Annotated in this window: 29 protein-coding genes and 1 tRNA gene; 18 read left to right on the top strand and 12 right to left on the bottom strand. The window is 43.2% G+C overall.

All coding sequences use genetic code 11. The features are described from left to right. Positions 1-35 precede the first annotated feature (35 nt). Complete coding sequence (dusB, locus tag EFE42_RS06355; RefSeq protein ID WP_123136459.1) at positions 36-989, bottom strand: tRNA dihydrouridine synthase DusB; 954 nt, start codon at positions 987-989, stop codon at positions 36-38. Between the two features lie 68 nt (positions 990-1,057). Between dusB and EFE42_RS06350 the strand changes: the two genes are divergently transcribed. The 3 genes from EFE42_RS06350 to EFE42_RS06340 are packed head-to-tail and all read left to right on the top strand — an operon-like array spanning position 1,058 to position 2,811. Then, positions 1,058-1,609: a dephospho-CoA kinase gene (locus EFE42_RS06350; protein ID WP_123136458.1), complete on the top strand. Its 552-nt coding sequence runs from the start codon at positions 1,058-1,060 to the stop codon at positions 1,607-1,609. Further along, complete coding sequence (locus EFE42_RS06345; RefSeq protein WP_123136457.1) at positions 1,596-2,030, top strand: RNA-binding domain-containing protein; 435 nt, start codon at positions 1,596-1,598, stop codon at positions 2,028-2,030. The genes EFE42_RS06350 and EFE42_RS06345 overlap by 14 nt, the downstream gene beginning before the upstream one ends. A gap of 1 nt (position 2,031) precedes the next feature. Continuing rightward, positions 2,032-2,811 carry a sugar phosphate isomerase/epimerase family protein gene (locus tag EFE42_RS06340; RefSeq protein WP_123136456.1) on the top strand — a complete coding sequence of 260 codons (780 nt, stop codon included), beginning with the start codon at positions 2,032-2,034 and terminating at the stop codon, positions 2,809-2,811. Here EFE42_RS06340 and EFE42_RS06335 read toward each other — a convergent pair. Beyond that, entirely contained in the window at positions 2,801-2,971 is a 171-nt protein-coding gene (locus EFE42_RS06335) for a type II toxin-antitoxin system ParD family antitoxin (protein ID WP_072359607.1), read from the bottom strand. The two genes, EFE42_RS06340 and EFE42_RS06335, sit on opposite strands and share 11 nt — an antisense overlap. Before the next feature lie 187 nt (positions 2,972-3,158). On the opposite strand from EFE42_RS06335, the gene EFE42_RS06330 reads away from it, so the two are divergent. Continuing rightward, positions 3,159-3,707 carry a hypothetical protein gene (locus EFE42_RS06330; protein WP_148039260.1) on the top strand — a complete coding sequence of 183 codons (549 nt, stop codon included), beginning with the start codon at positions 3,159-3,161 and terminating at the stop codon, positions 3,705-3,707. A 19-nt stretch (positions 3,708-3,726) separates the two neighbouring features. Here EFE42_RS06330 and EFE42_RS06325 read toward each other — a convergent pair whose 3' ends face one another. Both EFE42_RS06325 and EFE42_RS06320 read right to left on the bottom strand, forming a co-directional pair. Next, positions 3,727-3,987: a DUF3303 domain-containing protein gene (locus tag EFE42_RS06325; RefSeq protein ID WP_123136454.1), complete on the bottom strand. Its 261-nt coding sequence runs from the start codon at positions 3,985-3,987 to the stop codon at positions 3,727-3,729. A 192-nt stretch (positions 3,988-4,179) separates the two neighbouring features. Then, a tRNA-Lys gene (locus EFE42_RS06320) sits at positions 4,180-4,253 on the bottom strand. A gap of 129 nt (positions 4,254-4,382) precedes the next feature. On the opposite strand from EFE42_RS06320, the gene EFE42_RS06315 reads away from it, so the two are divergent. After that, a complete protein-coding gene (locus tag EFE42_RS06315; protein ID WP_233564765.1) occupies positions 4,383-5,468 on the top strand; it encodes a PAS domain-containing sensor histidine kinase in 1,086 nt (361 codons plus the stop codon). On the opposite strand, the gene EFE42_RS06310 is transcribed toward EFE42_RS06315, so the two are convergent. After that, positions 5,469-7,259, bottom strand: a complete 1,791-nt coding sequence (locus tag EFE42_RS06310) for an ATP-binding protein (protein WP_123136452.1) — start codon at positions 7,257-7,259, stop codon at positions 5,469-5,471. Beyond that, positions 7,252-8,505 (bottom strand): DNA double-strand break repair nuclease NurA, encoded by a 1,254-nt coding sequence (locus EFE42_RS06305; protein ID WP_123136451.1) that lies wholly within the window; start codon positions 8,503-8,505, stop codon positions 7,252-7,254. Before EFE42_RS06305 ends, EFE42_RS06310 begins: the two co-directional genes overlap by 8 nt. Positions 8,506-8,814: 309 nt before the next feature. On the opposite strand from EFE42_RS06305, the gene EFE42_RS06300 reads away from it, so the two are divergent. The 8 genes from EFE42_RS06300 (at position 8,815) to thsA (ending at position 16,451) form a co-directional block, all read left to right on the top strand. Continuing rightward, entirely contained in the window at positions 8,815-9,969 is a 1,155-nt protein-coding gene (locus EFE42_RS06300) for a glycine betaine/L-proline ABC transporter ATP-binding protein (protein ID WP_123136450.1), read from the top strand. Continuing rightward, positions 9,966-10,796 (top strand): proline/glycine betaine ABC transporter permease, encoded by an 831-nt coding sequence (locus EFE42_RS06295; RefSeq protein ID WP_123136449.1) that lies wholly within the window; start codon positions 9,966-9,968, stop codon positions 10,794-10,796. Before EFE42_RS06300 ends, EFE42_RS06295 begins: the two co-directional genes overlap by 4 nt. A gap of 53 nt (positions 10,797-10,849) precedes the next feature. Then, complete coding sequence (locus tag EFE42_RS06290) at positions 10,850-11,740, top strand: glycine betaine ABC transporter substrate-binding protein (RefSeq protein WP_123136448.1); 891 nt, start codon at positions 10,850-10,852, stop codon at positions 11,738-11,740. Positions 11,741-11,848: 108 nt separating this feature from the next. Next, positions 11,849-12,706 (top strand): glycine betaine ABC transporter substrate-binding protein, encoded by an 858-nt coding sequence (locus EFE42_RS06285; protein ID WP_123136447.1) that lies wholly within the window; start codon positions 11,849-11,851, stop codon positions 12,704-12,706. A gap of 340 nt (positions 12,707-13,046) precedes the next feature. Continuing rightward, positions 13,047-13,229, top strand: a complete 183-nt coding sequence (locus EFE42_RS10995) for a hypothetical protein (protein ID WP_199724098.1) — start codon at positions 13,047-13,049, stop codon at positions 13,227-13,229. Positions 13,230-13,281: 52 nt separating this feature from the next. Then, positions 13,282-14,160 (top strand): glycine betaine ABC transporter substrate-binding protein, encoded by an 879-nt coding sequence (locus EFE42_RS06275; protein WP_123136446.1) that lies wholly within the window; start codon positions 13,282-13,284, stop codon positions 14,158-14,160. Between the two features lie 271 nt (positions 14,161-14,431). After that, entirely contained in the window at positions 14,432-14,605 is a 174-nt protein-coding gene (locus EFE42_RS10505) for a DUF5350 domain-containing protein (RefSeq protein ID WP_158599198.1), read from the top strand. Positions 14,606-14,765: 160 nt separating this feature from the next. Continuing rightward, positions 14,766-16,451: a thermosome subunit alpha gene (gene thsA / locus EFE42_RS06270; RefSeq protein ID WP_123136445.1), complete on the top strand. Its 1,686-nt coding sequence runs from the start codon at positions 14,766-14,768 to the stop codon at positions 16,449-16,451. 52 nt (positions 16,452-16,503) lie between these two features. Here the strand turns inward: thsA and xth are convergent, their stop codons facing one another. The 3 genes from xth to EFE42_RS06255 are packed head-to-tail and all read right to left on the bottom strand — an operon-like array spanning position 16,504 to position 18,927. After that, positions 16,504-17,262 (bottom strand): exodeoxyribonuclease III, encoded by a 759-nt coding sequence (gene xth / locus EFE42_RS06265; protein ID WP_199724103.1) that lies wholly within the window; start codon positions 17,260-17,262, stop codon positions 16,504-16,506. Between the two features lie 8 nt (positions 17,263-17,270). Then, a complete protein-coding gene (locus EFE42_RS06260; RefSeq protein WP_233564748.1) occupies positions 17,271-17,783 on the bottom strand; it encodes a TOBE domain-containing protein in 513 nt (170 codons plus the stop codon). 28 nt (positions 17,784-17,811) lie between these two features. Then, the gene (locus tag EFE42_RS06255; protein WP_123136443.1) at positions 17,812-18,927 is read right to left on the bottom strand and encodes an ORC1-type DNA replication protein; all 1,116 of its coding nucleotides are present in this window, start codon (positions 18,925-18,927) and stop codon (positions 17,812-17,814) included. Positions 18,928-19,039: 112 nt separating this feature from the next. Here EFE42_RS06255 and EFE42_RS06250 point away from each other — a divergent pair, with 112 nt between their 5' ends. The 5 genes from EFE42_RS06250 to EFE42_RS06230 all read left to right on the top strand — a co-directional run bounded on the left by EFE42_RS06250 (position 19,040) and on the right by EFE42_RS06230 (position 22,119). Continuing rightward, entirely contained in the window at positions 19,040-19,345 is a 306-nt protein-coding gene (locus EFE42_RS06250; RefSeq protein ID WP_072358895.1) for a DUF134 domain-containing protein, read from the top strand. A gap of 14 nt (positions 19,346-19,359) precedes the next feature. Next, a complete protein-coding gene (locus EFE42_RS06245) occupies positions 19,360-20,193 on the top strand; it encodes an Mrp/NBP35 family ATP-binding protein (protein ID WP_199724097.1) in 834 nt (277 codons plus the stop codon). 35 nt (positions 20,194-20,228) lie between these two features. Further along, a complete protein-coding gene (locus EFE42_RS06240; RefSeq protein ID WP_123136441.1) occupies positions 20,229-20,927 on the top strand; it encodes a DUF169 domain-containing protein in 699 nt (232 codons plus the stop codon). After that, the gene (locus EFE42_RS06235) at positions 20,881-21,600 is read left to right on the top strand and encodes a prenyltransferase/squalene oxidase repeat-containing protein (RefSeq protein ID WP_123136440.1); all 720 of its coding nucleotides are present in this window, start codon (positions 20,881-20,883) and stop codon (positions 21,598-21,600) included. Before EFE42_RS06240 ends, EFE42_RS06235 begins: the two co-directional genes overlap by 47 nt. Before the next feature lie 78 nt (positions 21,601-21,678). Beyond that, positions 21,679-22,119 carry a polymer-forming cytoskeletal protein gene (locus EFE42_RS06230; RefSeq protein ID WP_123136439.1) on the top strand — a complete coding sequence of 147 codons (441 nt, stop codon included), beginning with the start codon at positions 21,679-21,681 and terminating at the stop codon, positions 22,117-22,119. Position 22,120: 1 nt separating this feature from the next. Here EFE42_RS06230 and EFE42_RS06225 read toward each other — a convergent pair whose 3' ends face one another. The 3 genes from EFE42_RS06225 to EFE42_RS06215 form a co-directional block, all read right to left on the bottom strand. Further along, positions 22,121-22,876: an ABC transporter ATP-binding protein gene (locus EFE42_RS06225; RefSeq protein ID WP_123136438.1), complete on the bottom strand. Its 756-nt coding sequence runs from the start codon at positions 22,874-22,876 to the stop codon at positions 22,121-22,123. Next, positions 22,877-23,656, bottom strand: coding sequence for an ABC transporter permease (locus EFE42_RS06220; protein WP_123136437.1), 780 nt, complete (start codon positions 23,654-23,656; stop codon positions 22,877-22,879). Positions 23,657-23,740: 84 nt separating this feature from the next. Beyond that, positions 23,741-24,754, bottom strand: coding sequence for an ABC transporter substrate-binding protein (locus EFE42_RS06215; protein ID WP_123136436.1), 1,014 nt, complete (start codon positions 24,752-24,754; stop codon positions 23,741-23,743). Between the last annotated feature and the right edge of the window lie 44 nt (positions 24,755-24,798).

The following is a 24,798-nucleotide window of genomic DNA, read 5'->3' as shown; positions in this document are numbered from 1 at the left end:
GACAGAAATTTATTTTAAAAAACCCAAAAGAACAATTAGGCCTCCCTGCATAGTATTTCCATCCTGGAAATAATACCCTCACTACTCTTTACGTTCTGGATGGAATTGCGGAATGACCTGGAACCTGCAAGACCCCTGGTAAACCACGCAGAATGTGCTGCCAGGTTTACATTTTTGTTCAAATCATAGGTTTCCAGTAGTTTCAGATATTCCTCCAGACTGCTTTTTCGCTGATAACAATCGGCAGGTGAAGACTCTACACCACTTTCAAGGAATGCCGCTATCCTTGAAAAGATATCAGGATCCCCCATGGCCGCCCGCCCTATCATAAGACCGTCACATCCCGTATATTCTAAGACTTGAGCAGCAAAAGCACCGTCGCGTATATCCCCGTTTGCAATAACAGGTATTGATAACTCCTCTTTAATCCTACGAGTGTACAAATGATCCGCTACACCTGAATATTGTTGCATGGCAGTCCTTCCATGGACTGTTATGGCTGAGACCCCGGCATTTTCAAGCCTTGATGCAAGTTCTACAGTCTGTGACACATCCCTGAATACGCGTATCTTCACAGTAACCGGCACAGTTACTGATTCCACTACACACTGTACAATATTTTCCAGCACATCAGGTTTTTCCATAAGCATTGAACCCGCACCCGTTTTCCGGATTCTGGGAGACGGACAGCCCGCATTGATATCTATAATTGAAGGAGATGTTTCATTTTCAATCAGGCGGGCAGCTTTTGCCATAGAAACCGGGGATCTGCCAAATATCTGGACACCGAATATACCCTCATCCGGACAACTTAACGCCATATGATGTGATTTTACATTGTCGTGCAGTATCGCCTCTGAATTAACCATCTCGGTAAAAGCAAAAGATGCACCCCTGCGCCTGCAAACTACCCGATAGGCAAGATTGGTCACCTCTGCCATTGGAGCAAGCAAAAGGTTTCCTCCAAGCCTTACCTTTCCGATTTGCATGATATGTCCTATGGGATAACGATATATAAATAATAACATATCATAGGGCAGGAGAGGAGAAGCAACTCATGAAAATAATAGCCTTTGTAGGAATGCCCGCCTCCGGGAAATCCGAAGCCTCAAAAGTGATCCGTAATATGGGACTTAACGTAATCAATATGGGAGATGTGATCCGGGAAGAGGTCAAGCACCGCCAGCTCGATCCAACAGACAGCAACACTGGAATGGTAGCCAATGACCTGAGGGACAAAGAAGGCATGGATGCCGTTGCCAGGAGATGTATCCCGAAAATCAAACAAAGAGATAACGATGTTGTTGTGATCGATGGTGTCCGCGGGATTGCAGAGGTGGAAACTTTCAAGAAAGAATTTGGAAATGAATTTTCATTAATAGCTATAAGCAGCCCTATTGAAAACCGGTTTAAACGTGTGCGTAAAAGATGCAGAAGCGATGATATGCAAAAAATAGAAGATTTGAAGATAAGGGATGAAAGGGAAATGAAATGGGGAATGGGCCAGGCAATAGAAACGGCCGATGTAACCATTGACAACACCGCAAGTCTCAAGGAATTCAGGCAACACGTGAAAGATACGGTGGAAAAGATAAATGGCCAGAGTTAAGTTATGGGCCCCTGTAAATCCAACAGAGGATGCCTCAAAGGTCTGTGGGGCACTCACAAGAATTAGTGGTCTTGCACCCCGTTTAGATGATAATATCGCAGTTATAGATTGCAACCATCGTGACCTGCAGATCTTACACCGCCTGCTGCGGGATGAAGAAATTCTCGATACCGCAAGATCCGTTCTCGAAAAAGGAATACACAGCCCGGAAGAAAAAATAAGTTTCATGCTCAATAAACAGGTTGCTTTTGTAGGACGCATCAGTTTTCCTGCAGGAGAAGAAGAGCTCGGGTCGATCCATGTGGAAATTAAATGTAATGAAGGGGAACTGGAAGATATAATAAACTGGTTAGCCCCTCCCACAGAAGAAGGAAAACCTGTTTATGAAAAGAAAATGCCCCCATTAAGAGAAGGTGAGTAAGTTGTCACCGGCAATCGGGTTTTCTGCAAGAGCAAGCGGAGAAAAGCCACTTGAATGGGCTTATGAACTGGAAGAGATGGGATATTCAGCAATCGAACTTGTACAGGAAGGAAAACAGAAAATTACTTCTGAAAACATTGACAGGGTACAACAAATAAAGGATACAACAAACCTGACCTTCACAATACACCTGCCATTTTCTGACATAAACCTTGCAACCCTCAATCCCGGTATCCATAAAGAAATTATAAGGCAGATGGGACATTGTCTGCACATGGCATCAGGTCTTGCTGAAATTGCAGTAATCCATCCTGGCTATCTATCTCCTGAAGGAGCATTATATCCTGAAAAGGCCTGGGACAATACGATAGGAACCCTGAAAGAAGTAAGCACCATTGCAGGGGAAGAAGGAATTATGATTGCACTGGAAAATATGCCAGATATGCCTCACATATTCGGAAAATATCCTGCTGAAATACTGGAAATAATAGAAAAGGTAGATTCGGATAATATAGGCATGACACTGGATATCGGCCATGCCAATACAATGGGCTTGCTTGATGAGTTTCTGGATTCCTGCAGGGAAGTAATGGTCCATTCCCACATACATGACAACCATGAAAAACGGGATGAACACCTCCCTCTTGGCAGGGGCTGTATTGACTGGGAAAAAGTATTTGACAGGGTTGACGGTTATGAAGGGTTGTTCATTACAGAAATGAAAAATCTGGAAAATGGTACAGAATGTATGGATTATTTAAAATCAAATCTTATTCTTTAACTCTACCATGCCTTGTATCCACATCATCCATCCTATCCAGTAATTTACGTATTGCAGTCCGGATAGCATCCGACTGACTCACGAATTTCCTATCTTCCCCTACGTGACAATTAAGGTCATCCAGCAACTGCTGGGGGATATCCACACTAACCTTGGGCACAAATCTCACTCTCCTGTGAATTTTATATAAGATAATAACCGATAATACATATAAACGACTCGTTGAAAACGGGCCTAAGAAAATAAATTGGCATACGTCCAATTATGCTTGTAAAATCAGGGGAAATTTTATTTCAGCAACCGGATATAACATATTTTTGGGGTTTTACAAAATTGTAAGCTCAATATTGAGACCTATAGAAGAAAAGCCAGACACAAAGGACTCTGATATTGAGTGGGACGTATCACACAAGCATCTCAAGCCCGGGGAAAACATCACAATAACGGGCAATACCAAGCCCGAAGCCCGCATAAATATGGTCGTGAGATTTAATGTTGCGGTTGCGGTACATGATGGCAGGTACAGCCATGATTTCCGGAAAGTACACATTCCAGAAGGGCCGAATGAATTTAAAGTCCAAACAAGGCCTGTTAAAAACATGACATTTACCGTTAAAATGTTGATGCCTTTCCGACAACACAGGGATGCTGAAGATTCAGTGGCCACATACATAGACACAAATGTGCCTTCCGGCACCTTCAATATAAACATCAATGGAGATGCTCAGGAAAATACAGAAACGGTTCAGATGGATGTAAAGGCCTCACAGGTCATTCGAGCCGATCCTGAAGGTAATATTAGTTATACTTACGATACAACCCCATTTCGCCCCGGAATCGTTGAGATCGAAATCGGCAATGATAAAAAAGAAGTAGAACTTATAGGGGAAGATTGAACTCCCCCGAAAAACTTTATTATTTTGACATCAAGGCAATGAATCTGCTCGATTCCATCACAGGAACACTGTCTATTTCACAGATGTCGGACCATGGAAGGTTGAAAGCCGCATAGGCTTCTGCATCATCACATTCGTAGAGGATGAAATAACGTCCTCCTGTAAGGTCAACCCACTGTTTGATTATATTGATACCTGATGGAACTTTCAATTCCTTAAAGTGTTCAATTACCTTATCACTGAGTGTTGGCTCCCATGTACTAATATCCATATATAACATCTTTTCAAATCCTCCTTTACAGTTAGGAATGAGATAGATGGCTAACTATCACCCCACGGAACCCCATTCCGTATCAATAAATATTGAGAAAGTAGTATATAGGTTTTGTTGTTTAGCCTATTTTTAATCCAAAATAGAAGAAAGAAAAATATTGAATATGATTTGGAAAATTGCAAAGAACAACAAAATAGGCGGGCCGGAAGGGATTTGAACCCTCGGCCTATGGATTAAGAGTCCATCGCTCTGCCTGACTAAGCTACCGGCCCATTTGTGCGGCCCTTCATAGGTATTACCTGAATATATACGTTTCGGCAAAAAGATAAAACAAAAACAGTACATAGCCCTATTAGTAACTAAATTATCGCCAAATGAAGAGGGGAGTAATTGTGGGAGAAATGGATAAATCAAAACAATATCCTATGGATATGTATTCCACCCTGGTCAAAAAAAGTAATGATGGGATCATAATAATCCAGGATGATGTTATAAAATTTGCAAACCCTAAGTTCAGGGAGATTATCGGATATACATCCGAAGAACTTAAGGGAATGGATTTCAAAAACATCTTTCCTCCTGAAAGCATCAATATGATCAGCGAACGATATCATCGCAGGCTCAAAAAAGATCCCGATATCCTGGAAAGATATGAAACCGAAATGCTCAGCAAAAAGGGATTAAGGGTTCCTGTAGAGATCAGTGCCTCTTACATAGAGTACGACAACAGGCCTGCTGATATGGCAATAATCAGGGACATAACAGAAAGAAGGGATGCAGAAAAAAGATTTGAACAATATACCAAAAGTCTTGAAAAAAATTATCATGTCAAAGAGCTATTTGGTGACATCGTAAGTCATGATCTGAAAAATCCTGCAGGAATAATTAAGGGTTACTCACAGTTGCTGATCGAAGGGGAAGAGGAAGCAGAAAAAAAGAAGATGGCCCTTACTATCAACAGGAACATAAACAGGATACTGGAACTTATTGAAAACGCATCTGTTTTTGTAAAACTTGATACCCTCACAGACATCAAATTCGAAAAAGCAGACCTTGCAATGATGCTGAAAAAAGTCGCAAACGAATATACAGAAGAAATTCAAGAAAAAGAAATTGACCTGAAAATAAATGTCAGCGGCGAATATCCTGCAAGCATCCACAAATCAATCCATGAAGCATTTTCCAATCTCCTTTCAAACGCAATCAAATACGGACCTGAAAAAGGCCAAATAACCATCGATATAATAAAAGATAATGGCATGTGGAAGATACGTTTCATCGATGAGGGAGAGGGAGTACCCGATAATAAAAAGGAGCTAATATTCGAAAGGTTCGAAAGGGCAGGATCATCTGTCAGTATAAAAGGGACCGGACTTGGACTTGCCATTGTCAAAAAGATAATGGAACTACATGGCGGCCATACAGGTGTTGAAGACAGGGAAGATAGAAAGGGAAGTATTTTCTGGGCCACCATCCCCCGTGCCTGATCAGGCGTGTTTTACCACACATTTATGCAGACCGGTGATCTCCACAATATCACTGTTATCCGGACTCTGAATTATCATCTGCCCCTTGCGAAGATAGGGAATCCTTTTTTCAAATTCCAGTGGAACATTTAATGCATTTATAGCATTGTCATTTGAAAGATTGAGAATGATCCGACTATTTATCTGCTTGAGCACTGTGTCATCGATATCCTGTGGGTCCTGGGTAATCAGGAAAAGACCAAGTGTTTCCTTGCGCCCCTGCCTTGCTGCATCTGCGAATCGGGAAACAATACGTCTTGAATGAGCCGACACCGCGCCTGAAAGATACCTGTGTGCTTCATCAAGAGCCAGTAACACGGGCGTCTTTTTAACAGAATCGTTGCCTGATGTGCTGAGTTTGTTATCCACTACGATTGTCATCAAGGTGAGAGTGATGAGGTCCCTGATACGACTATTATTTATATATTCAGTCGGGAAAACACTTACCCTGCCCGGCTTGAAAACCTCATCAAGTATTTCGGTAATCGGTTTTGCCGGCTGGTCGAATACCTTACTGAAAGAGCGATTTTTGACCTTACGCACAATGGCATCATAGGAAGATTCATGGATTTTCCCGCTATCCACATAAACAGAACGTGTGCCCTCATCAGCAATGAAATTTGTAAACCCCTGATAGGTATGATTTGCAGGAGTCTTGAAATAATCCTCAAGCAAAAGCTCAAGGCCTATATACTGGTTTTCTGTCAATTCCGCTGCTGATATCAACCAGGAATTATTCCTTACAAGTTCGAAAGGAATTGTAAATTCCATTTGTTGTGCACGGGATTTACCCGGATAGGACTGGCCTTCCACACTTGCCAGGAATGTCCTTGTATCCTGATGGCCTCCATGCAAGACGTCCTCTTCTGCAAAGGTTACTTCATCGGCATATCCTATATCCACATTGTCCTCAAACAGCTGGGAATATTCATCCTGTGGATCCATTATCACAAGACATGGGTTTTTCTTTCTGCCCTGTTCACCCCTTACAAGATACTGGTTATCCGATGCCAGGAATTGACGCAGAATATTCTTTGTAAGGAAGGTTTTACCCGTACCGGTACTTCCGCACACCAGCATATGACGGAACATGAGAGGATCCCCCATTGAATAATCGTTGCGCAGATAGTAGGCAACTGTCGGAGGAGAAGCATGTGTCCTGACAAGTTCACCCCCCACACTCAAATGTCCCAGGAAAATACCTTCGGTAGGAATGTTGAGACCTGTCTGGATCTTGAGTTTTTCAGAAACCGGTAGTATCGGAGTATTGGGGCGGGGAAGCCTGTCGGCCATGCGGCGCATTAGGCCTGCCTTTACGGGAGACAGGATACACAGAGGGTCAAGATATGCAAGGAATTTGTAATCTATCTCATTGGTATTATTGGCCTTTAACATGCGCAGGGAATGCAACTCTGTCGCATCATCCACTTCAAATTCCTGAAGGTACTGCAGTTTCCAGACCCTTGCAAACAGATCTTCATCTCCGTAGGGAACCAGTACATATGTACCAAGCCTGACATTCGGCCTGTGCGAAGAAGTAATATAACCAGTAAGTCGTGCACCTGATTCAGTTATTTCCAGCGGGTCAATTCCTGTTGTAATTGTACCCAGCGCATTATCAAAGGACAATCCATCCGGATTATCAACTGCATCAGGAACATATTCCTCAAAATCTTCAACCGGTTCTTTCGTGGATACACTGTCCCCCTTATCACCTGTGGCATAAGCAAGTATATCGTCATCATTATCCATCTGTATCACTCCAGCGTATATCGTTGTATTTCGTATCAACCCTGAGTTTACTGAATTGCCCCAGAATCTGTTTCCTTTCTTTTTTGCGTATCTTTGCTATAGAATCCACCTTGGAGAGGGTCGGTGGGATACCGCCTATTGAAATGTCATATAATACCTTGCGGGTTAGCAGATGCCTCATATCATCATCTTTTGTCAGACCATAAGGAGATTCTACTTTAAAAAGAACATTCATAGCAGGAACATAGATTACAAAAAATGTTAATGCATAATCCTCTGCATCATATTTGTGGGAAAGAGAACTATCCATCAAAGGACTTGTGGTCTGGAGCATATTCTCATAGAACTGATTGGGTTGCATGAACCAGTTTGTATAAGTAATACAATTGCGTGAGTCTTCAGCAGAAGGATGGAGGACATTCTTGAAAAACTGGGCATCTACCAGCCAGGGTATATCCAGCTCCATTTCCTGCTTTTTAAGCGTTTGTACAATCTGCATATCTTCGGGATTTTTCACAAACCCTACCAGTGGAAGACTATTATCCATTGCATGATCCATGATGTCAATGTAATTCTGCAGGATTTTCAATGCCGAAGGATCATACCTTATTCTGACTTCTTCAGAAGGCACAACCATCCAGTACATTAACTGTTTAGGATATATGGGACCATCCATTATGAAGAAATCCCCTTTTGCGAAAATATCTTTCATCCAGAGAATATGTTCGGACTCGGAAAGATAAAGAGCAATATTGTGAACGAGGCGTTTTTCCCTGGTCTCCAGCAAACCTGCTTCAATTTTTACCAGACGGCTTCTACCATTGCCCCTGTCAAATAATTTCCAGTCCTGTGAGGTATTGATAGTAACATTTGCAGAAGAGGAATAAGTAGCAGCAACAATTGTTCTTTTGGAATGAATATCAAGATCGCTTGGCGAGGAAGCCATTGCACAATGACAGAAATCCAGTGCAAGCCCCGAATCAAAGAGAAAAGTGTTGGTACTTCCACTATCAGAAGAAAGAGTCCTTTCAACAGGGTCTTTTGATTGTGACATACGGGCTATATCTACCTTTCCCCTGTATAGCCTCCCGATAGATTTCAAAACAATTCTGGAGCCGTATTTTAGTTCTTTCAAAAAATCAAGAAGATCAGTAGTATCGCTGTCTTCATCATCCTGTTCTACATCCATTTCAATACCGGATGCGATTTCCTGTATGACTTTTATATGGATAGGTTCAAGTGACATTTAATGCTAAAAGAGGTCCCTGACAATATATAATTATTCACATAGACTGGAATTTTCAGCAGATAGCGCCACTTTTCATAGAAAAAATTATCACCATAAAGTATAAAAGGAATTAAGCCATTTATAGTTTGAATTCCAAACGATTATTCCCTGTTTAATATTGAAAGTACATTTATAAAAAAGATTGTTATGATATTTACTAAATAACCTATTAAAAAAAAAGGGGTTATTTTTATTTCTGAGGAAAGAACGAAGAAAATTGTAGTTAGCAACTTAACGAAGATATTTGGGAAGCATCCAAACAAAGCTTTGTCCTATGTTGAAGAAGGTCTTTCAAAAGATGAAATCTTCAACAAGACTGGCCAGACCGTAGGATTGTATAATGTGAGTTTTGATGTGTATGAAGGAGAAATTTTTGTACTTATGGGGCTTTCAGGCTCCGGTAAGTCAACCCTTCTACGTTGCCTAAACCGACTCATTGAACCCACATCCGGATCGATACAGATTGACGATGAGGATGTTACAAAAGCATCAAAGGAAAGACTCAGGTTGATAAGGGAAAAACAGATCAGCATGGTCTTCCAGAATTTCGCCCTTTTGCCACACAGAACTATCATTGATAATGTTGCTTATGGTCTTGAAATACAGGATTTCGCAAAGGATGAAAGACATGAAAAGGCATCAGTAGCAATCGAAACTGTTGGACTGAAAGGTCATGAATTCAGTAAACCATCCCAATTGAGTGGAGGTATGCAGCAGAGAGTCGGACTTGCGAGAGCCCTTGCAACAGATCCGGAGATCCTCTTAATGGATGAAGCATTCAGTGCCCTTGATCCGCTTATCCGCAGTGAGATGCAGGACGAGTTGCTCGAACTTGAAGAAAACATGCAGAAAACAATTGTTTTCGTATCACATGACCTTGATGAGGCCCTCAAGCTCGGTGACCGTATTGCCCTGATGAAAGATGGGGAAATTGCCCAGATCGGGACTGCCGAAGAGATTCTCACAAACCCTGCGGACGACTATGTTTCCAAGTTCGTTGCCGGTGTGGACAAAACAAAGATTCTTACCGCCGAAAATGTAATGAAGAGACCCGATCCGGTTGTATCACTCAAATCCGGTCTTGAAGTCGCCCTCAAACTTATGGAAAAGCACGGCATATCCTCCATATATGTGGTAGATAAAGCCAAGCGCCTTCAGGGATTCCTGAAAGCCGATGATGCGGTCCGGGCACAGAAAGCCGGAAAAACCATGGAAGATGTCGTCATAAAAGAGTTCCCGAAAACTACAGTCGATACTCCACTACAGGACCTCATATCAATCCGGGCAGAAACTGACAAGCCAATTGCAGTTGTTAATGAAAACGAAAAGCTTGTAGGCGTGATAGTCAGAGGCAGTATCCTTGCTGCACTTAAGACCACAGAAGAAGATGATGAAGAACAAGAGGAGGAGGTAGAACAATGATAGTACCACAACTCCCTATAGGAAGCGTTGTCGAATCTTTAGTATACTGGATTAGTGATACTTTTGGCTTCATCCTTGATTTATTCAGTGCTCTCTTTGGGTTTGTCATTGATATTTTCAAAGATGTACTGATGGCAATGCCACCTCTGTTATTTGTTGTGCTAATTGCAGCCATTGCATACGTAGTTGGGCGAAAGGATTGGAAACTCGCTTTAGGCACTGGCCTTGGATTCATAGTGATACTGAGTATGGATCTGTGGGAATATTCCATGGAAACAATCGCTCTTGTAATTTCGTCTGCTGCACTGGCTCTAATAATAGGTATTCCGCTGGGTATACTTGCAGCAAAGAGTGAGACTCTTTACAAGGTACTGAGACCGATTCTGGATCTTATGCAAACCATGCCTTCATTTGTTTACCTTATCCCGGCAGTTATCTTCTTTGGACTTGGTAACGTACCGGGTATGATTGCAACCGTTGTGTTCTCCATGCCCCCTGCAATCAGGCTTACAACCCTTGGAATTACCCAGGTTCCCAAAGAACTGGTAGAAGTTGCCGATGCTTTTGGATCAACCCCATGGCAAAAACTTATCAAGGTCGAAATCCCGGTAGCCCTGAAAACTATAATGGCAGGGGTAAACCAGTGCATTATGCTTGCTCTTTCAATGGTAGTTATTGCTTCCATGATCGGAGCACGTGGTCTGGGTTACCAGGTATTGATAGGAATCCAGAGAGTCGATATCGGAGTCGGATTCGAGGCAGGACTCGGTATTGTCATAATAGCAATTGTCCTTGACAGACTGACCCAGCACCTTACCCCCAAATAAGGGCTGAACAGTCTTTTTACTTTTTATCCAATCACACAGGAGGAATAAAAAATATGGATAATAAATATAAAGCAATAATAATCGGAATTCTATTAGTTCTTTCTCTCTTTGCTGCAGGCTGTGCCCAGCAGGGAGATGAAGGTGAAGGAGCCGACACTGGCGCTGAAGAAAAATCAACAACCATCGGATATGTAATGTGGGATGGCGAGATTGCAAGTACCAATGTAATGAAAGAGGTCCTTGAACAGGCCGGTTACGACGTAGAAATAATCGCTGTTGATGCAGGCCCACTGTATCAGGGACTTGCAGATGACCAGTTTGATTTCACTACATCTGCATGGCTTCCCAAAACCCATGCAAATTACTGGGAGCAGTATGGAGACCAGGTTGACAGCGTTGCTGTAAACCTTGAAGACTGCAAACTCGGTCTTGTAGTACCAACTTACATGGAAGACATTAACTCCATTGAAGACCTGAATGCAAACAAGGAGAAATTCGATGGAAAGATCACCGGTATTGACCCCGGTGCAGGTGTCGTGCAGAACACAGAAGATGCAATCGATATGTATGACCTGGAATACAATCTTGAAACCAGCAGCAGTGCAGGGATGGCATCTGCTCTTGATGGTGCCTACAGGGATGAGCAACCGATTGTTGTCACCCTCTGGACACCTCACTGGGCATTCAACAGATATAACCTGAAGTTCCTGGATGATCCACAGCAGGCCTACGGAGAATCAGATCATGTGGAAACCCTTGCAAGACAGGGACTCGAGGAAGAAAAACCGGAACTCTATGCAATCATCAGCAGGTTCAACTGGAGCCATGATGAGATTCAGACCGTAATGGCTGATATGGAAGACGGCATGGATGCCGAAGATGCCGCTGCAAAGTGGGTCGAAAACAATCCTGACAGAGTTAATGAATGGCTTGGAACTGAATAAGGGTAATTTACCCTTATTCCTGTTTTTTTATCGTTCCAACCATCTTTATAAAATGCAAAAAGGAGTGATAGTTTGAGATATAATGTTTTGAAAGTGCTAGCATGCTTTATGGTAGCAATCGCCCTAATTGGTGCAGGTTGCACATCACAGGAAGAAGGCCCAACAAAAGAAACAACAAAAGAACCAGTACGAATCGGAGTAATCCAGTGGGATGACTCACGTGCGGGAGCATATGTATTCACAGGTATCCTTGATGAAGGAGGCTATGAATACGAAACTGTTTCCGCAGATGTCGGTGGTCTATACCAGGCAACTGCACAGGGAGACATCGATGTCCTTATACACACATGGTTACCTGTAACCCAGGCTTCCTACTGGGATAAGTACGGAGACAGTCTGAACAAGGCAAAAGTTGTATCCTCAGGTGCTAAAATTGGACTTGTTGTTCCAGACTATGTATATGATTCCGGAATTACCACAGTGGAAGACCTGAAAGGCAATGCCAGCAAATTCGATGGCAAAATCAATGGTATTGAGCCCGGTGCTGGAATAATGATAACCTCAGAGAAGGCAGTCGAGGAATATAACCTTGAAGAATATGAATTATATTCCAGCAGTACTGTGGGAATGGCAACCGAGCTTCAGGACAAAATTGACAATGAGGAATGGATCGTAGCTACCCTCTGGAGGCCACACTGGACCTTTGCCCGTATGGATGGCCTGCACTTCCTTGAAGATCCAAAGGGAGTATATGGAGAAAGTGACAACCTTGTAATCCTCACAAGACCCGGTTTTGAAGAGGACAGACCAGAGTTCTACCAGCTTATCCAGAACTATGAAATGGATCTTAATGATATCGAATCAATAATGGTCGCTATCGATGAAGGAAAGAAGCCAGAACAGGCAGCTCAGGATTGGCTTGCGGAGCATCCTGAAAAGTATGATGAAGTACTTGGAACTCAGTGAGGTGCCAATCCTCACATCTTTTTTTTCCGCAACCTTTAATAACTAGCATTCCCTCTAAAGTAATCCACATATCTAAGAAGGAATGGAAAACCCACTTTAGATACCGGCATTGGACATATTTAAATCGTAACAGTGGACCTATGGAAGTATCCATAAAAACCATTGCGCTTGTAATATCATCTGCTGCACTGGTCCTGCAATCCTACTTATAAACCTGAATATTACACAGACACCAACAGAACTTGTCAAGGTTGCCAATATTTTCGGCTCAGCCCTGGCAGAAACATATCAAACTAGATCTCCCCGTTGCTATTAAGACAATAATAGCCGGTGTTAACCAGTGTATTATGCTGGCCTTTCAATGGCAGTTATTGCTTCCATGATCGAAACCTGTGGCCTGAGTTATAAGGTATTGATAGGAATCCAGCGAGTAGATATCGGAGTTGGATTCGAAGCAGGACTCGGTATTGTCATAATAGCAATTGTCCTTGTCAGACTGACCCGGAACCTTACACCCAGATAAGGCCTGAACAGTCTTTTTACTTTTATCCAATAAAAAAGGAGGAATAGAAAATATGGATAATAAATTAAAAATGATTATAATAGGAATAGTGTTAGTGCTTTCCCTCTTTGCTGCCGGATGTACCCAGCAAGAAAGCGAAGGTGCAGGCGCTGAAGAAAAATCAGCAACTATCGGATATGTAATGTGGGATGACGCAATTGCAAATACCAATGTAATAAAGCAAGTTCTCGAACAGGAAGGGTATGAAGTAGAAATAATAGCTGTCGATGCAGGCCCACTATACCAGGGACTTGCAGATGGCCAGTTTGACTTTACCACATGTGCATGGCTTCCACAAACCCAGGCAAATTACTGGGAGCAGTATGGAGACCAGGTTGACAGAGTAGGCCCAAATCTTGAAGACTGCAAACTCGGCCTTGTAGTACCAACTTACATGGAAGACATTAATTCCATTGAAGACCTGAATGCAAACAAGGAAAAGTTCAATGGAAAGATCACCGGTATTGATCCCGGTGCAGGTATCATGCAGAACACAGAAAATGCAATCGATATGTATGGTCTGGGCTATACTCTTGAAGCCAGCAGCAGTGCTGGAATGGCATCTGCCCTTGATAGTGCTTACAGGGATGAGGAACCAATCGTTGTCACCCTCTGGACACCTCACTGGGCATTCGGCAGATATGACCTGAAGATCCTGGATGATCCACAGAAAGCTTATGGTGATGGCGATAACATAGAAACACTTGCAAGACAGGGACTCGAGGAAGAAAAACCTGAACTCTACGCAATTATAAGCAATATACATTACAGCCACGAAGAGATACAGACTGTAATGACCGACATTGAAGCAGGAATGAGTGCCGAAGAAGCCGCTGCAAAATGGGTCGAAAACAATCCTGACAGAGTAAATGAATGGATTGGAACTGAATAAGGGCAATTAACCCTTATTCCTTTTTTTTTCGCTCCAACCATCCTTATAATAGGCAAACATGAGTGATAATTTGATGGAATAATCAACGGTATCAAACCGGATGCAGGAAATCATGCACATTACGGAAAACCACACTAGAGAAATACAACCTGAGTGCAAACCGTGAAAACTAGAATCCTCACATCTTTTTTTTCCGCAACCTTTAATAACTAGCATTCCCTCTAAAGGAATCCACATATTCAAATAATCAATATCATAGAGAGTGATAATTATGGGCAAAACCGGAAGTATTGAATGGGTAAGAATAAAAGGACGCAAAGGCAACACAATCAAAGTTAAAAAAGCCAGAGCTAACAAGGCACACACTGCACCTGCACAGAGATATTCTTCTGCAGGTACAAAGAGGAGATTCAAAAGAAGATCCCAAAAAGCCATTGTTGGCTGATTTTCTTTTTTTTATTATACTAATTTTTAGAATACAATTTTCAATAGGTTAACCGATATTCCCCTTGCAGTAATATTTATATAGAACCACAAACATGTATAAACGACCTGTATAATACAGGGAATATCAATTTGATGTATATAATACGGAGGTAAAAGTAATGGCAGGACAGATGGCTGGTGGACAGCCAATATTTATTTTAAGAGATGGAAATCAGAGAACCCGGGGCAGGGATGCCCAGAGCAACAACATAATGGCTGCAAAAGCTGTGGCTGAAGCTGTCAGGACCACACTCGGACCAAAGGGAATGGACAAGATGCTTGTAGACTCCCTTGGTGATGTAGTGATCACAAATGACGGTGCAACCATACTCAAGGAAATGGACATCGAGCACCCTGCTGCCAAGATGATAGTTGAGGTAGCCAAGACCCAGGACGATGAAGTAGGAGATGGAACAACCACTGCTGCTGTGATCACCGGTGAACTGCTCAAAAAGGCAGAAGACATGATCGAGCAGGATGTACACCCAACAATCATCGCATCCGGGTACAGGATGGCAGCTGAGAAAGCTGGCGAATTGCTCAAGGGACTTGCACAGAATGTTACAATCGATAACAAGGACACCCTGATAAATATCTCCAATACGGCCATGACAGGAAAGGGTGCAGAGGCTTCCAAAGATGCACTCAGCGAAATAGCTGTATCCGCTGTCGCAAGCATTGCAGACAAGACTGATGACCAGACAATTGACATCGACAATATAAAGGTAGAAAAGAAGGTCGGTGGCAGTGTCGAGGATTCAGAACTCATTGAAGGAATGATCCTTGACAAAGAGCGTGTACATTCCAACATGCCAAAGAAAGTCACCGATGCAAAGATTGCACTTATCAACAGTGCCATCGAACTCAAGGAAACTGAAGTCGACGCGGAAATATCCATCACCTCACCTGACCAGCTCCAGTCCTTCCTTGACCAGGAAGAAAAGATGCTTAAAGGGCTTGTAGACAAAGTCGTCGCAAGCGGTGCAAACGTTGTCTTCTGCCAGAAAGGTATTGATGACATGGCGCAGCACTTCCTTGCAAAGGAAGGAATATTTGCAGTTAGACGTGTCAAAAAGAGTGACATGGAAAAACTCGTACGTTCCACCGGCGGTAAACTGGTTACCAACATCGAAGAAATGAACGCAGATGATCTTGGAAAGACCGAAACCGTGGAAGAAAGGAAGGTTGCTGGCGACAACATGATCTTTATTACCGGCTGTGTCAATCCAAGATCCGTATCCATCCTTCTGCGCGGCGGAACCGAACATGTAGTCGAAAACATTGAAAGGGCACTTCATGATGCTCTGCGCGTAGTAGGCGTAGCTATAGAGGATGAAAAACTCGTAGCAGGCGGCGGCGGTCCGGAAGTGGAAATTGCACTCCAGCTGCAGGATTACGCATCATCCCTCAGTGGCAGGGAACAGCTGGCAGTTAAAGCATTCGCAGAATCCCTTGAAGTTATCCCAAGGACCCTTGCAGAAAACGCAGGTCTGGACCCAATCGACATGCTTGTAGAACTTCGCTCTCATCATGAGAAGGGCGCCAAGACCGCAGGCCTTGATGTCTACAGTGGAAAAGTCATTGACATGTGGGACGCAGGTGTTGTTGAACCCCTGAGAATAAAGACCCAGGCAATCAATGCTGCAGCAGAAGCATCCGTAATGATCCTGAGAATCGACGATGTAATTGCATCCTCCAACCCATCCCCATCAAGCGGCGGTAGCGAAGGCGGCATGCCACCAGGCATGGGCGGCGGAATGCCTCCAGGTATGGGCGGTATGCCACCAGGCATGGGCGGAATGTAAAGTAATCTGATACTACAGAGCGCTTTTTGCGCTCTGCTTTTTTATATTTTATTCAGGAATCAAGTTCCAACCCTACAGGACAGTGGTCTGAACCGATCACTTCACTTAAAATAAAGGCTTCTTTTACACTCTGTTTTAGATCAGCACTTACAAAGAAATAATCCAGCCTCCATCCCACATTACGATCCCTTGCTCTGGTCTTCAGGTCCCACCAGGTATAGTTACCTTCATTTTCATTAAAAAGCCTGAAAGTGTCGATGAAACCATGGGAGAGAAACCTATCTATCCATTCCCTTTCCACAGGAAGGAAACCGGAACGGTTTTCGTTCTGTTTTGGTCTTGCAATATCAATCGCTTTGTGAGCAGTGTTCAGGTCTCCGCATACAACTACAGAATGACCCTCTTTCCTTAATTCCTGTACATATTCCAGGAAAGCCCTATAGAAATCCATTTTATACTGTAGTCTCTCATCCGAAGAATTACCATTGGGAAAATAAATATTAAAAAGAACGAATTTCTCATAGAAAGCAATCAGGATACGGCCTTCGTGGTCGAAACGGTTTATACCAAAACCATAACGAACTTCTTGTGGCTGGACCTTACTGTAAAGGGCAACACCGCTATAACCCTTTTTTTCAGCAGCACTGAAATAACTGTAATAACCATCGATACGCCTGATATTCGGTGGCAGCTGGGAAGGGCGGGCTTTTGTCTCCTGCACACACATGATATCAGGTGATTCAGAATCCAACCATTCCAGAAATCCTTTTTTAGCAACTGCCCGCAAACCATTGACATTCCAGGAAAGCAGTCGCAGGTTTATTCCTCCTCATTTTTCGCAGGAGAGATACCTATATCGACAGCCCGAATAGTAGCAGTTACTTCATCCCCTTCATCGATATCCAGATTTTCCAAATCCTTTTCTCCCATTATAGAAGTTAATACTGAAGACTCAATTTCAATCTGGATTCTGGAGATTCCATCAGAAGATTCTATTTTCCTGACCTTACAGGCAATATTGTTGGTCTCACTCACATTTTCAGAGGATAATTCGTCCTCCACCATCCTGTCAATATACTCCCGATTAATCTCATATTGATTTATCAGGTCCCTTCCATACTCTGTAAGAAAAGTACCCTGCTCCTTACCTCCTCTTACAGTCCTTACAACATCGTGTCCGATTCTCAAATTCATCTTCTTCAATATGTTCCAGGCATGTTTGTAAGAGATCTGGAGCTTTTCACAGGCTTTTTTCAGGGATTTCTCTTCATCTATAGCCTTCAGGAGACGTACCTTACCGGCGCCAATCACAGGTTTGCCTTCATGTGTCAACCATACTTTTGTACGGGTTTCCAGAGTATCAACCCCCGATACATTTAATTACATCATCTGCAGGATAGTTCAGACTGATTATTCGGGTTCTGCCCCGCATACCTTCACCCGAGAAAGAGACATTCAGGTAATGCGAATCTTTTAATTTATTCACCAACCCATAAAACCGCGTATATCCCAATTCGTTGTTATTGTTGAAAAGTTCGTAAAGTTCGCCTGCTTTGATTTCATCATTTTCCGCCACAAGCCGCAAGATATCTTTTTCATTATCTGAAAGGGATGATATGTTACGCCTCAAATGCAAAAGGCGTGATGATTCATAGGCCTTATCCACATCCTCCCCAGAAATGTTTTTACTTGCCCTTTTTTCTGCGTTCAGGCCTGACCTCTTGAGTAGATCGATACCAACACGCAGATCACCGGTCACATCGACATAATTCACTATTTTTTCCCTGACTTCCTCCGCCACTACCTCAGGATAGAAAGCCAACTGGATTCGGGAAGAAATGATGTCCCCTACTTCGTCATAAGAATAAGAAGGAAATTCAATCTCTTCAGGCAGGAATACAGAACTCACTTTTGGATCAAACCTGTAAAGTTTTCCTGTATCACTTACAATCGCAATCACACCCATTTTCACACCGGGATACTGTTCATGGGCTCGTAATATGGAATACATGATCTCATCGGCATGTCCGCCGTGGAACAAATAATTGATATCATCCAGACATACTACCATTGCCTTGTCCTTTTCGATAAGTTTCAGGACAATCTTTTCAAAAAGTTTCCTGAAGGCTACTCCTGAAGACGGCGGGTCTATATTGAAAAGTTTGCGATATATGCGTGAAACAACAGCAAAACGAGTGGAATCCATCTGGCAATTGATCTTAACCAGAACCACATCCGAGGTATGTGCTTCAATTTCTTCAAAAACCTTCAACACAGCACTGGTTTTACCGGTACCTGGTGGACCATATACAAGACAATTAATAGGCCTCATACCTTTTACTGCAGGCTTTAAGCTATAGATGAGGGATTGTAGCTGAGAATCCCGGTGCATAAATTGTTCGGGAAGATAATCCAGCTCCAGTACGGTGGGATCTCTGAAAATTGTCTCATCCCAGAGAAGCATATTATTTTTCATATACCTGTCTCCTAAACCTATTATTAAACTCCCCTGTAAATATAATAGCTTTTTTGCAGGACAATTTGGAATCCTTTATATATTTGCTCACCTATGGGTGATTGGTTATCGTATGAAATGCAGGAGAGGAAGACCAAAATGCCCCCGCAGGATAAGGGCAGAGCCCAATATTATGTGTTTTAAACCCTGTGGCATACCAAGGTCTGAGGTTGAGGTAATAGAACTCGCATTTGAGGAACTGGAAGCCATCCGGCTTGTGGATGTGGATGAGCTGACACAGGAAGAAGCTGCCCTTGAGATGGGAATTTCCAGAAGGGCTTTCTGGGAAGAACTGAAAAATGCGAGAAAAAAAGTCGCCAGAGCTCTTGTTGAAGGGCAGGCCATAGATATCAAAGGCGGAAATTACACTACTGAATAAATGGAGTCATTAAAATGAGTCAAAACATACAGTCAGCTGAAAGTCTGGTAAATTCCAAAGTTGAAGAACCAAAACTCGTATCGAATCTGCGTGGAATAAGAAATAAAATCATGGTTATGAGTGGCAAAGGCGGGGTAGGAAAGAGTACCGTTTCCGCAAATCTCGCTGCAGCCCTTGCCAGACGCGGGAAAAGGGTCGGGCTGCTTGACAGTGATATTCATGGACCAAGCATTCCCACAATGTTTGGAATTGCTGACAAGAGACCAGAAGTAGGAGAAAAGGGGATCCTGCCTGTACAGGTTGCCGATAACCTCAAAGTTATGTCCATCGGTTTACTGCTGGACGATCAGGATTCCCCTGTGGTCTGGAGAGGACCTGCCAAGATGGCAGCCATAAAACAGTTCCTTGAAGAAGTTGACTGGGGAGTGCTGGACTACCTGATCATAGACCTGCCTCCGGGCACAGGAGATGAACCATTGAGTATAGTGCAGTTGCTGGGCAAGGTCGACGGTGCCATCGTTGTCACAACTCCCCAGGATGTAGCACTTACAAGTGTAAGGAAATCCCTGAAATTTACAGAAATGCTGGAAGTACCCGTTATAGGAATGGTCGAAAACATGAGCGGTGTAATCTGTCCCCACTGCAATGAAGAAATACAGGTCTTTGGCGGTGAATCTGTAGAAAAGGCTGCAAAAGATTTCAACACGCCCATACTTGCCACATTGCCTATCGAACCCGATGTTTCATCATCAGGGGACAAAGGAGATGTATATGTCAATGATGATAAATCCATCTGGAAAGAAAAGTTCGATTTAATCGTTAATTCTGTGGAAGAAAAGTTCAACTAATCTTCCATTCTATTTTTAAAGGCAAGGGGATTTTTATGGAAAATAAAGAGATAAGTGACAAACTCAAGGAAATACTGCAACTAAGATACGAACCAGTAGCCGTGAAATTGGTTAAAAAGAGCGAAGATATTCCTGCAGACTTTAACCAACCCGAGAAGAAAACCCGCCATTGCCAGTCTATCATGAAAGCAAGGGCAGGCGAATGTCTTGTGATACCGGCAGATAAACATGCATGTGTGGTAGGTGGTTCCAGTCTGGGACTTTTAGAAACACCTGACAATGTAAGAAGTGGGGAATTCCACTCCAAGATCGGCATGTTCGATACACCTGAAGCAGCTGCTAAGATGATAGAGGAAAGAACAGAATTCGAAGAGTGTTCCATGCAGGCAACAGTAGTTTGTCCTCTTGAAAAGGCTGACTTTAAGCCCGATGTAGTGGTTCTGGTCGATCTTCCGGAAACCCTTTACTGGATAGTGCCCGCGTTTACTTTTGAAAAGGGAGGAAGGGTAACCCTGAGCACAGCACCGTTCCAAGCCACCTGTGTGGATTCAACTATAATTCCTATCCAGACCGGCGATGTAAATTTTTCCATGGGATGTTTCGGATGTCGCAGGACCACCGATATAGGCAGGGATGAAATGCTTGTGGGAATTCCGGGCCCAATTCTTGAAAACATAGTAGAGCATCTTGAAAAACTCTCTGAAAAGCCCATCAGAAAAGCCAGGGGATTGTAAGATTCAGGCAAAGGAAACTAAATATAACGATGCGGCAAGCAGAGGACTTGACTGGCTGGATGAAAATCCGCCTGTGACCCTCAAGGAATATGCCAGAAGCACAACTGCCAGCTATCTCTGGGACAGGGGATATACCCGTACAGCCACCCTTATAAAAGAGATTCACAAGCCACAATCTTTCAGGGAAATTTGCAGAGGTGTATCAGCCCTTGCCACAATGGGGATTTACTATCCTGCAGTTACCCATTATATCAAAACCAAACAGAAGGATGGCACTTTAGAAGATATATATGATAGAATTTATGCCCTGATTGCCCTTGCAGATCTAAAAGTGGCCTGTCCCGGGGAATGCCAGAAAATAATAAGAGCTTATAATCGTACATGGGAACATCCCGGCACAACTGCATTGATAATAATTTGCCTCATTAAACAATCAGAACTGACAGGAACAGATTACACTGATTTTATCCGGGAAAAAACTGACTGGTTATTGTCCCGGATGCAGGAGAACGGAGGCTGGAAATTCATAGCAACCAGCAATCTTGTTATGCAGGCACTGATAATGGCCGGTCGCTCAGGCGAAATAGACAAATCTATCCGGTGGTTACTGGAAAAACAAAATGATAACGGTAGCTGGGGCAAAAATAACGGAGATATTACGGCTACTGCATAGTCATTGATAACTCTTGCTCTGTATATCAATGCTTGAAACAGAAGGGCTAAAATACAAGCCATTTATAATATTGGAAACATGAACGAAGACAATGAGAACAACATGAAATTCCATCTACAGAGCAATACATATATTGTCCGGAAGAAATCCTATTTTGAGCAAAATGTAAGCCTGGATGGAAATCTCATTACAGGACCTGATACTAATTTCTGGAAAAACCTGAAAGTTGCCGGCAACGTGGAACTGGGCAAGGGTACAGTTATCAGAGGGAGCCTCCATGCAGAAGAAGTGATACTGGGCCCTGATTGCAGGATTGACGGGAATATTCATGCCAGCAGGAATGCGACCTTGCTTGATCGTTGTACAATCAGTGGTCAAGCCACTACAGATGGGTGGATGAAGGTAAGGCCTGGTTGCAGTATAAAGTTTGTAAGGGCAAAAAAAGAACTGGAACTTGTTGGTAAAGTCAATGTTGAAAGTATAGAATCAGGTACGAAAGTAATCGTACATTCTGAATGAATTACTTATTTTCTTCAGCCAGCATATTCAGCAGACGGTTACGCAGTTTATTTGCAGAGGTACTTGTCCTGTCCCTGGGCCGGGACAGATCAACATCAACCATTTCCTTTATTCGCCCGGGGCGGGAAGTCATAACAGCAATCCTGTCGGAGAGATAAACTGCTTCATCCACACTGTGTGTTACAAAAAGAATTGTAATCTTTTTAGATTCCCATATCTGTAACAGTTCCTGCTGGAGTTTATTGCGTGTCTGGGCATCCAGGGATCCAAAAGGCTCATCCATAAGTAAAACCGCCGGGTCATTTGCAAGAGCTCTGACAATCGCAATCCTTTGTCTCATTCCTCCTGAAAGTTCGTAAGGATAACTATCCCTGAACTGTTCAAGACCTACAAGCCTCAGATATTCTTCAGCAATCTTCCTGGATTCTTTCCTATCCATACCACTCATGTCCAGGCCGAAGGTCACATTATCCATGACTGTCCGCCAGGGGAACAGCGAATATTCCTGAAAAACCATGCCCCTGCGAGGATCTGGAGAGTTTATTGTCTCTCCATCCAGCAGGATCCTGCCCGAATCAGCCCTGTCAAGGCCGGCAACGATTCTCAATAAAGTGGTTTTTCCGCAACCTGATGGACCAATGATACAGACAAACTCCCCATCTTTAACCTCAAAATTCACATCCCTGAGGGCATCGGTAGCCTCACCTCTATCCTTCTCAAAACTCTGTCCCACATTCTCAATCACAAGTCGGCCCATTTAAACAACGACTCCTTTTCTCCATTTGAGCAATTTCCCGTCCACATACCAGCGGAAAACACGATCTATCAACAATCCCAAAAAGCCCAGAATGAGCATGTAGACCAGCACGAAATCCATCTGGTGCAGATAATAATGCCACCATATCTTGTATCCCAGACCGTTTTTACTGACACCGAACATCTCAGCTGCTACCAGACACATCCAGCCAACACCCATGGCAATTCTTATGCCTGCAGCTATAGAGGGCAGTGAATAGGGTAGTGCAATATAACGAATAAGAGAAGTGCTTTTCATGCAACCCAGTACCTTACCGGCTTCCACATAAACTTTTGAAACGCTCTTGAAACCGGTCAATGTATTGATAATAATCGGGAAAACAGCCCCTACAAAAACTACAAATCCGGCAGATATGTGAGTTAGGCCAAACCATACAATTGCAAAGGGAATCCATGCAAGAGGAGGAATCGGACGTACAATCTCTATCAGGGGATCTGCTGCCCTGTCTGCATTATGGAACCATCCCATTGCAATCCCGGTTGGGACACCTATAACAAGAGCCGAAATGATACCTATTCCAAAGTGCAGCAGACTTATTGAAAGATCGGTGAACAGAACTCCCTTTTCGATTATTTTGATGAAAGCATAAACTACATCTGTAAAACTTGGAAGAATGAAGGTATTCCCGATAACAAAATCAGCTATAAGTTGCCATATTATAATGGCTGTTACCAGAGAAATGATTTCTATGCCTTTTTTTGAAACCGGTTTGGTTTTCATGATACCTCCGGAAATATGTGGAGGAATTACCTCCACTTCCGGCGACCTATAATCAACAGGTCCTTAAAAGGGTTGCTGTTTATTTTACTCAGTTATGGCCAGTTCATAGAAACTCATGTCGAATATATCTTCCTGGGCGAATTCCTCATCGACATAACCAAGTTCATACTGCACCTGTGCATAATCCACAGTGGAATCTGCTATTATGGCAGGATCAGCAATCCACTGACCATCCCATTCTTTCAGGGAAGCACGAACCACATCAACATCCCAGCCCTGTTTATCTGCAAATATCTGTGCAGCTTCATCCTTATTGTCAAGATTATAATCTGTGGCTTTTATGTGGGTTTTTACAATCTCGGCCACCATTTCCGGATGATTGCGTATGAGATCACCACTCACAACAACTACACAGCATGCATGATCGGGAAGCATTTCCCCTGAAGATACAATTGACCTGCCGTTGCCTTCCTGTTCAATCAGGGTTGGAGCAGGATGGGGCAGGAATGCAGCATCAATCTGGCCTGCGGAAATTGCAGAGATAGCATCACCGGGACCCATCGGTTTTATATCAACATCTTTGTCCGGATCGATACCGTTTTCTTTCAGCCAGTTACGCAGAATTGTATCCTGAATCGTGCCCGGTGGGAACGTTGCAATGCTCAATCCCTTGAGATCTTCGGGACTTTCATAGGAAAATTCAGGACGCAATACAAGATCGGATCCCTGGGAATTCACGCCTGCAACTACTTTGGCATCAAGACCGTTACTCAGGGCTGATACGAATGGTGCAGCGCCGACATAGGCCACATCCAGGTCACCAGCAAGCATTGCCTGCATTTCAGGAGCACCGGTCGGGAATTCATATTCTTTCACTTCTTCCACACCATTGGAAGCAAGATCCTCTTCCCACCATCCTTTTTCCCTGGCTGTCATATAGGAAAGCTGATGGGTACTGGGTTGGTAACCTATATTAAGAGTGGTCACGTCCGCCGCCTCTTCTGCTCCTCCGTCTCCATCCTGGGAAGCACAGCCTGCAAGGAAGACAGCACCTGCCACAACAAGCATGAGGATTAGTATTTTACTGATTTTTTTCATTATGATCCACCTTTTTATATTTATCACTATAATCTACTATATAG

This window comes from Methanohalophilus sp. RSK (assembly GCF_003722075.1).
Classification (GTDB): Archaea; Halobacteriota; Methanosarcinia; order Methanosarcinales; family Methanosarcinaceae; genus Methanohalophilus.
The sequence above is the reverse complement of the archived record's forward strand: the minus strand, read 5'-3'. Positions and strand labels throughout refer to the sequence as shown.

Coding starts and splice junctions, on each gene's coding strand:
- dusB (WP_123136459.1), bottom strand. CDS start 989: ATGCAAATCGGAAAGGTAAGGCTTGGAGGAAACCTTTTGCTTGCTCCA.
- EFE42_RS06350 (WP_123136458.1), top strand. CDS start 1,058: ATGAAAATAATAGCCTTTGTAGGAATGCCCGCCTCCGGGAAATCCGAA.
- EFE42_RS06345 (WP_123136457.1), top strand. CDS start 1,596: ATGGCCAGAGTTAAGTTATGGGCCCCTGTAAATCCAACAGAGGATGCC.
- EFE42_RS06325 (WP_123136454.1), bottom strand. CDS start 3,987: ATGTTATATATGGATATTAGTACATGGGAGCCAACACTCAGTGATAAG.
- EFE42_RS06315 (WP_233564765.1), top strand. CDS start 4,383: ATGGATAAATCAAAACAATATCCTATGGATATGTATTCCACCCTGGTC.
- EFE42_RS06310 (WP_123136452.1), bottom strand. CDS start 7,259: ATGGATAATGATGACGATATACTTGCTTATGCCACAGGTGATAAGGGG.
- EFE42_RS06305 (WP_123136451.1), bottom strand. CDS start 8,505: ATGTCACTTGAACCTATCCATATAAAAGTCATACAGGAAATCGCATCC.
- EFE42_RS06295 (WP_123136449.1), top strand. CDS start 9,966: ATGATAGTACCACAACTCCCTATAGGAAGCGTTGTCGAATCTTTAGTA.
- EFE42_RS06290 (WP_123136448.1), top strand. CDS start 10,850: ATGGATAATAAATATAAAGCAATAATAATCGGAATTCTATTAGTTCTT.
- EFE42_RS06285 (WP_123136447.1), top strand. CDS start 11,849: ATGGTAGCAATCGCCCTAATTGGTGCAGGTTGCACATCACAGGAAGAA.
- EFE42_RS06275 (WP_123136446.1), top strand. CDS start 13,282: ATGGATAATAAATTAAAAATGATTATAATAGGAATAGTGTTAGTGCTT.
- EFE42_RS10505 (WP_158599198.1), top strand. CDS start 14,432: ATGGGCAAAACCGGAAGTATTGAATGGGTAAGAATAAAAGGACGCAAA.
- thsA (WP_123136445.1), top strand. CDS start 14,766: ATGGCAGGACAGATGGCTGGTGGACAGCCAATATTTATTTTAAGAGAT.
- EFE42_RS06255 (WP_123136443.1), bottom strand. CDS start 18,927: ATGAAAAATAATATGCTTCTCTGGGATGAGACAATTTTCAGAGATCCC.
- EFE42_RS06250 (WP_072358895.1), top strand. CDS start 19,040: ATGAAATGCAGGAGAGGAAGACCAAAATGCCCCCGCAGGATAAGGGCA.
- EFE42_RS06245 (WP_199724097.1), top strand. CDS start 19,360: ATGAGTCAAAACATACAGTCAGCTGAAAGTCTGGTAAATTCCAAAGTT.
- EFE42_RS06240 (WP_123136441.1), top strand. CDS start 20,229: ATGGAAAATAAAGAGATAAGTGACAAACTCAAGGAAATACTGCAACTA.
- EFE42_RS06230 (WP_123136439.1), top strand. CDS start 21,679: ATGAACGAAGACAATGAGAACAACATGAAATTCCATCTACAGAGCAAT.
- EFE42_RS06225 (WP_123136438.1), bottom strand. CDS start 22,876: ATGGGCCGACTTGTGATTGAGAATGTGGGACAGAGTTTTGAGAAGGAT.
- EFE42_RS06220 (WP_123136437.1), bottom strand. CDS start 23,656: ATGAAAACCAAACCGGTTTCAAAAAAAGGCATAGAAATCATTTCTCTG.
- EFE42_RS06215 (WP_123136436.1), bottom strand. CDS start 24,754: ATGAAAAAAATCAGTAAAATACTAATCCTCATGCTTGTTGTGGCAGGT.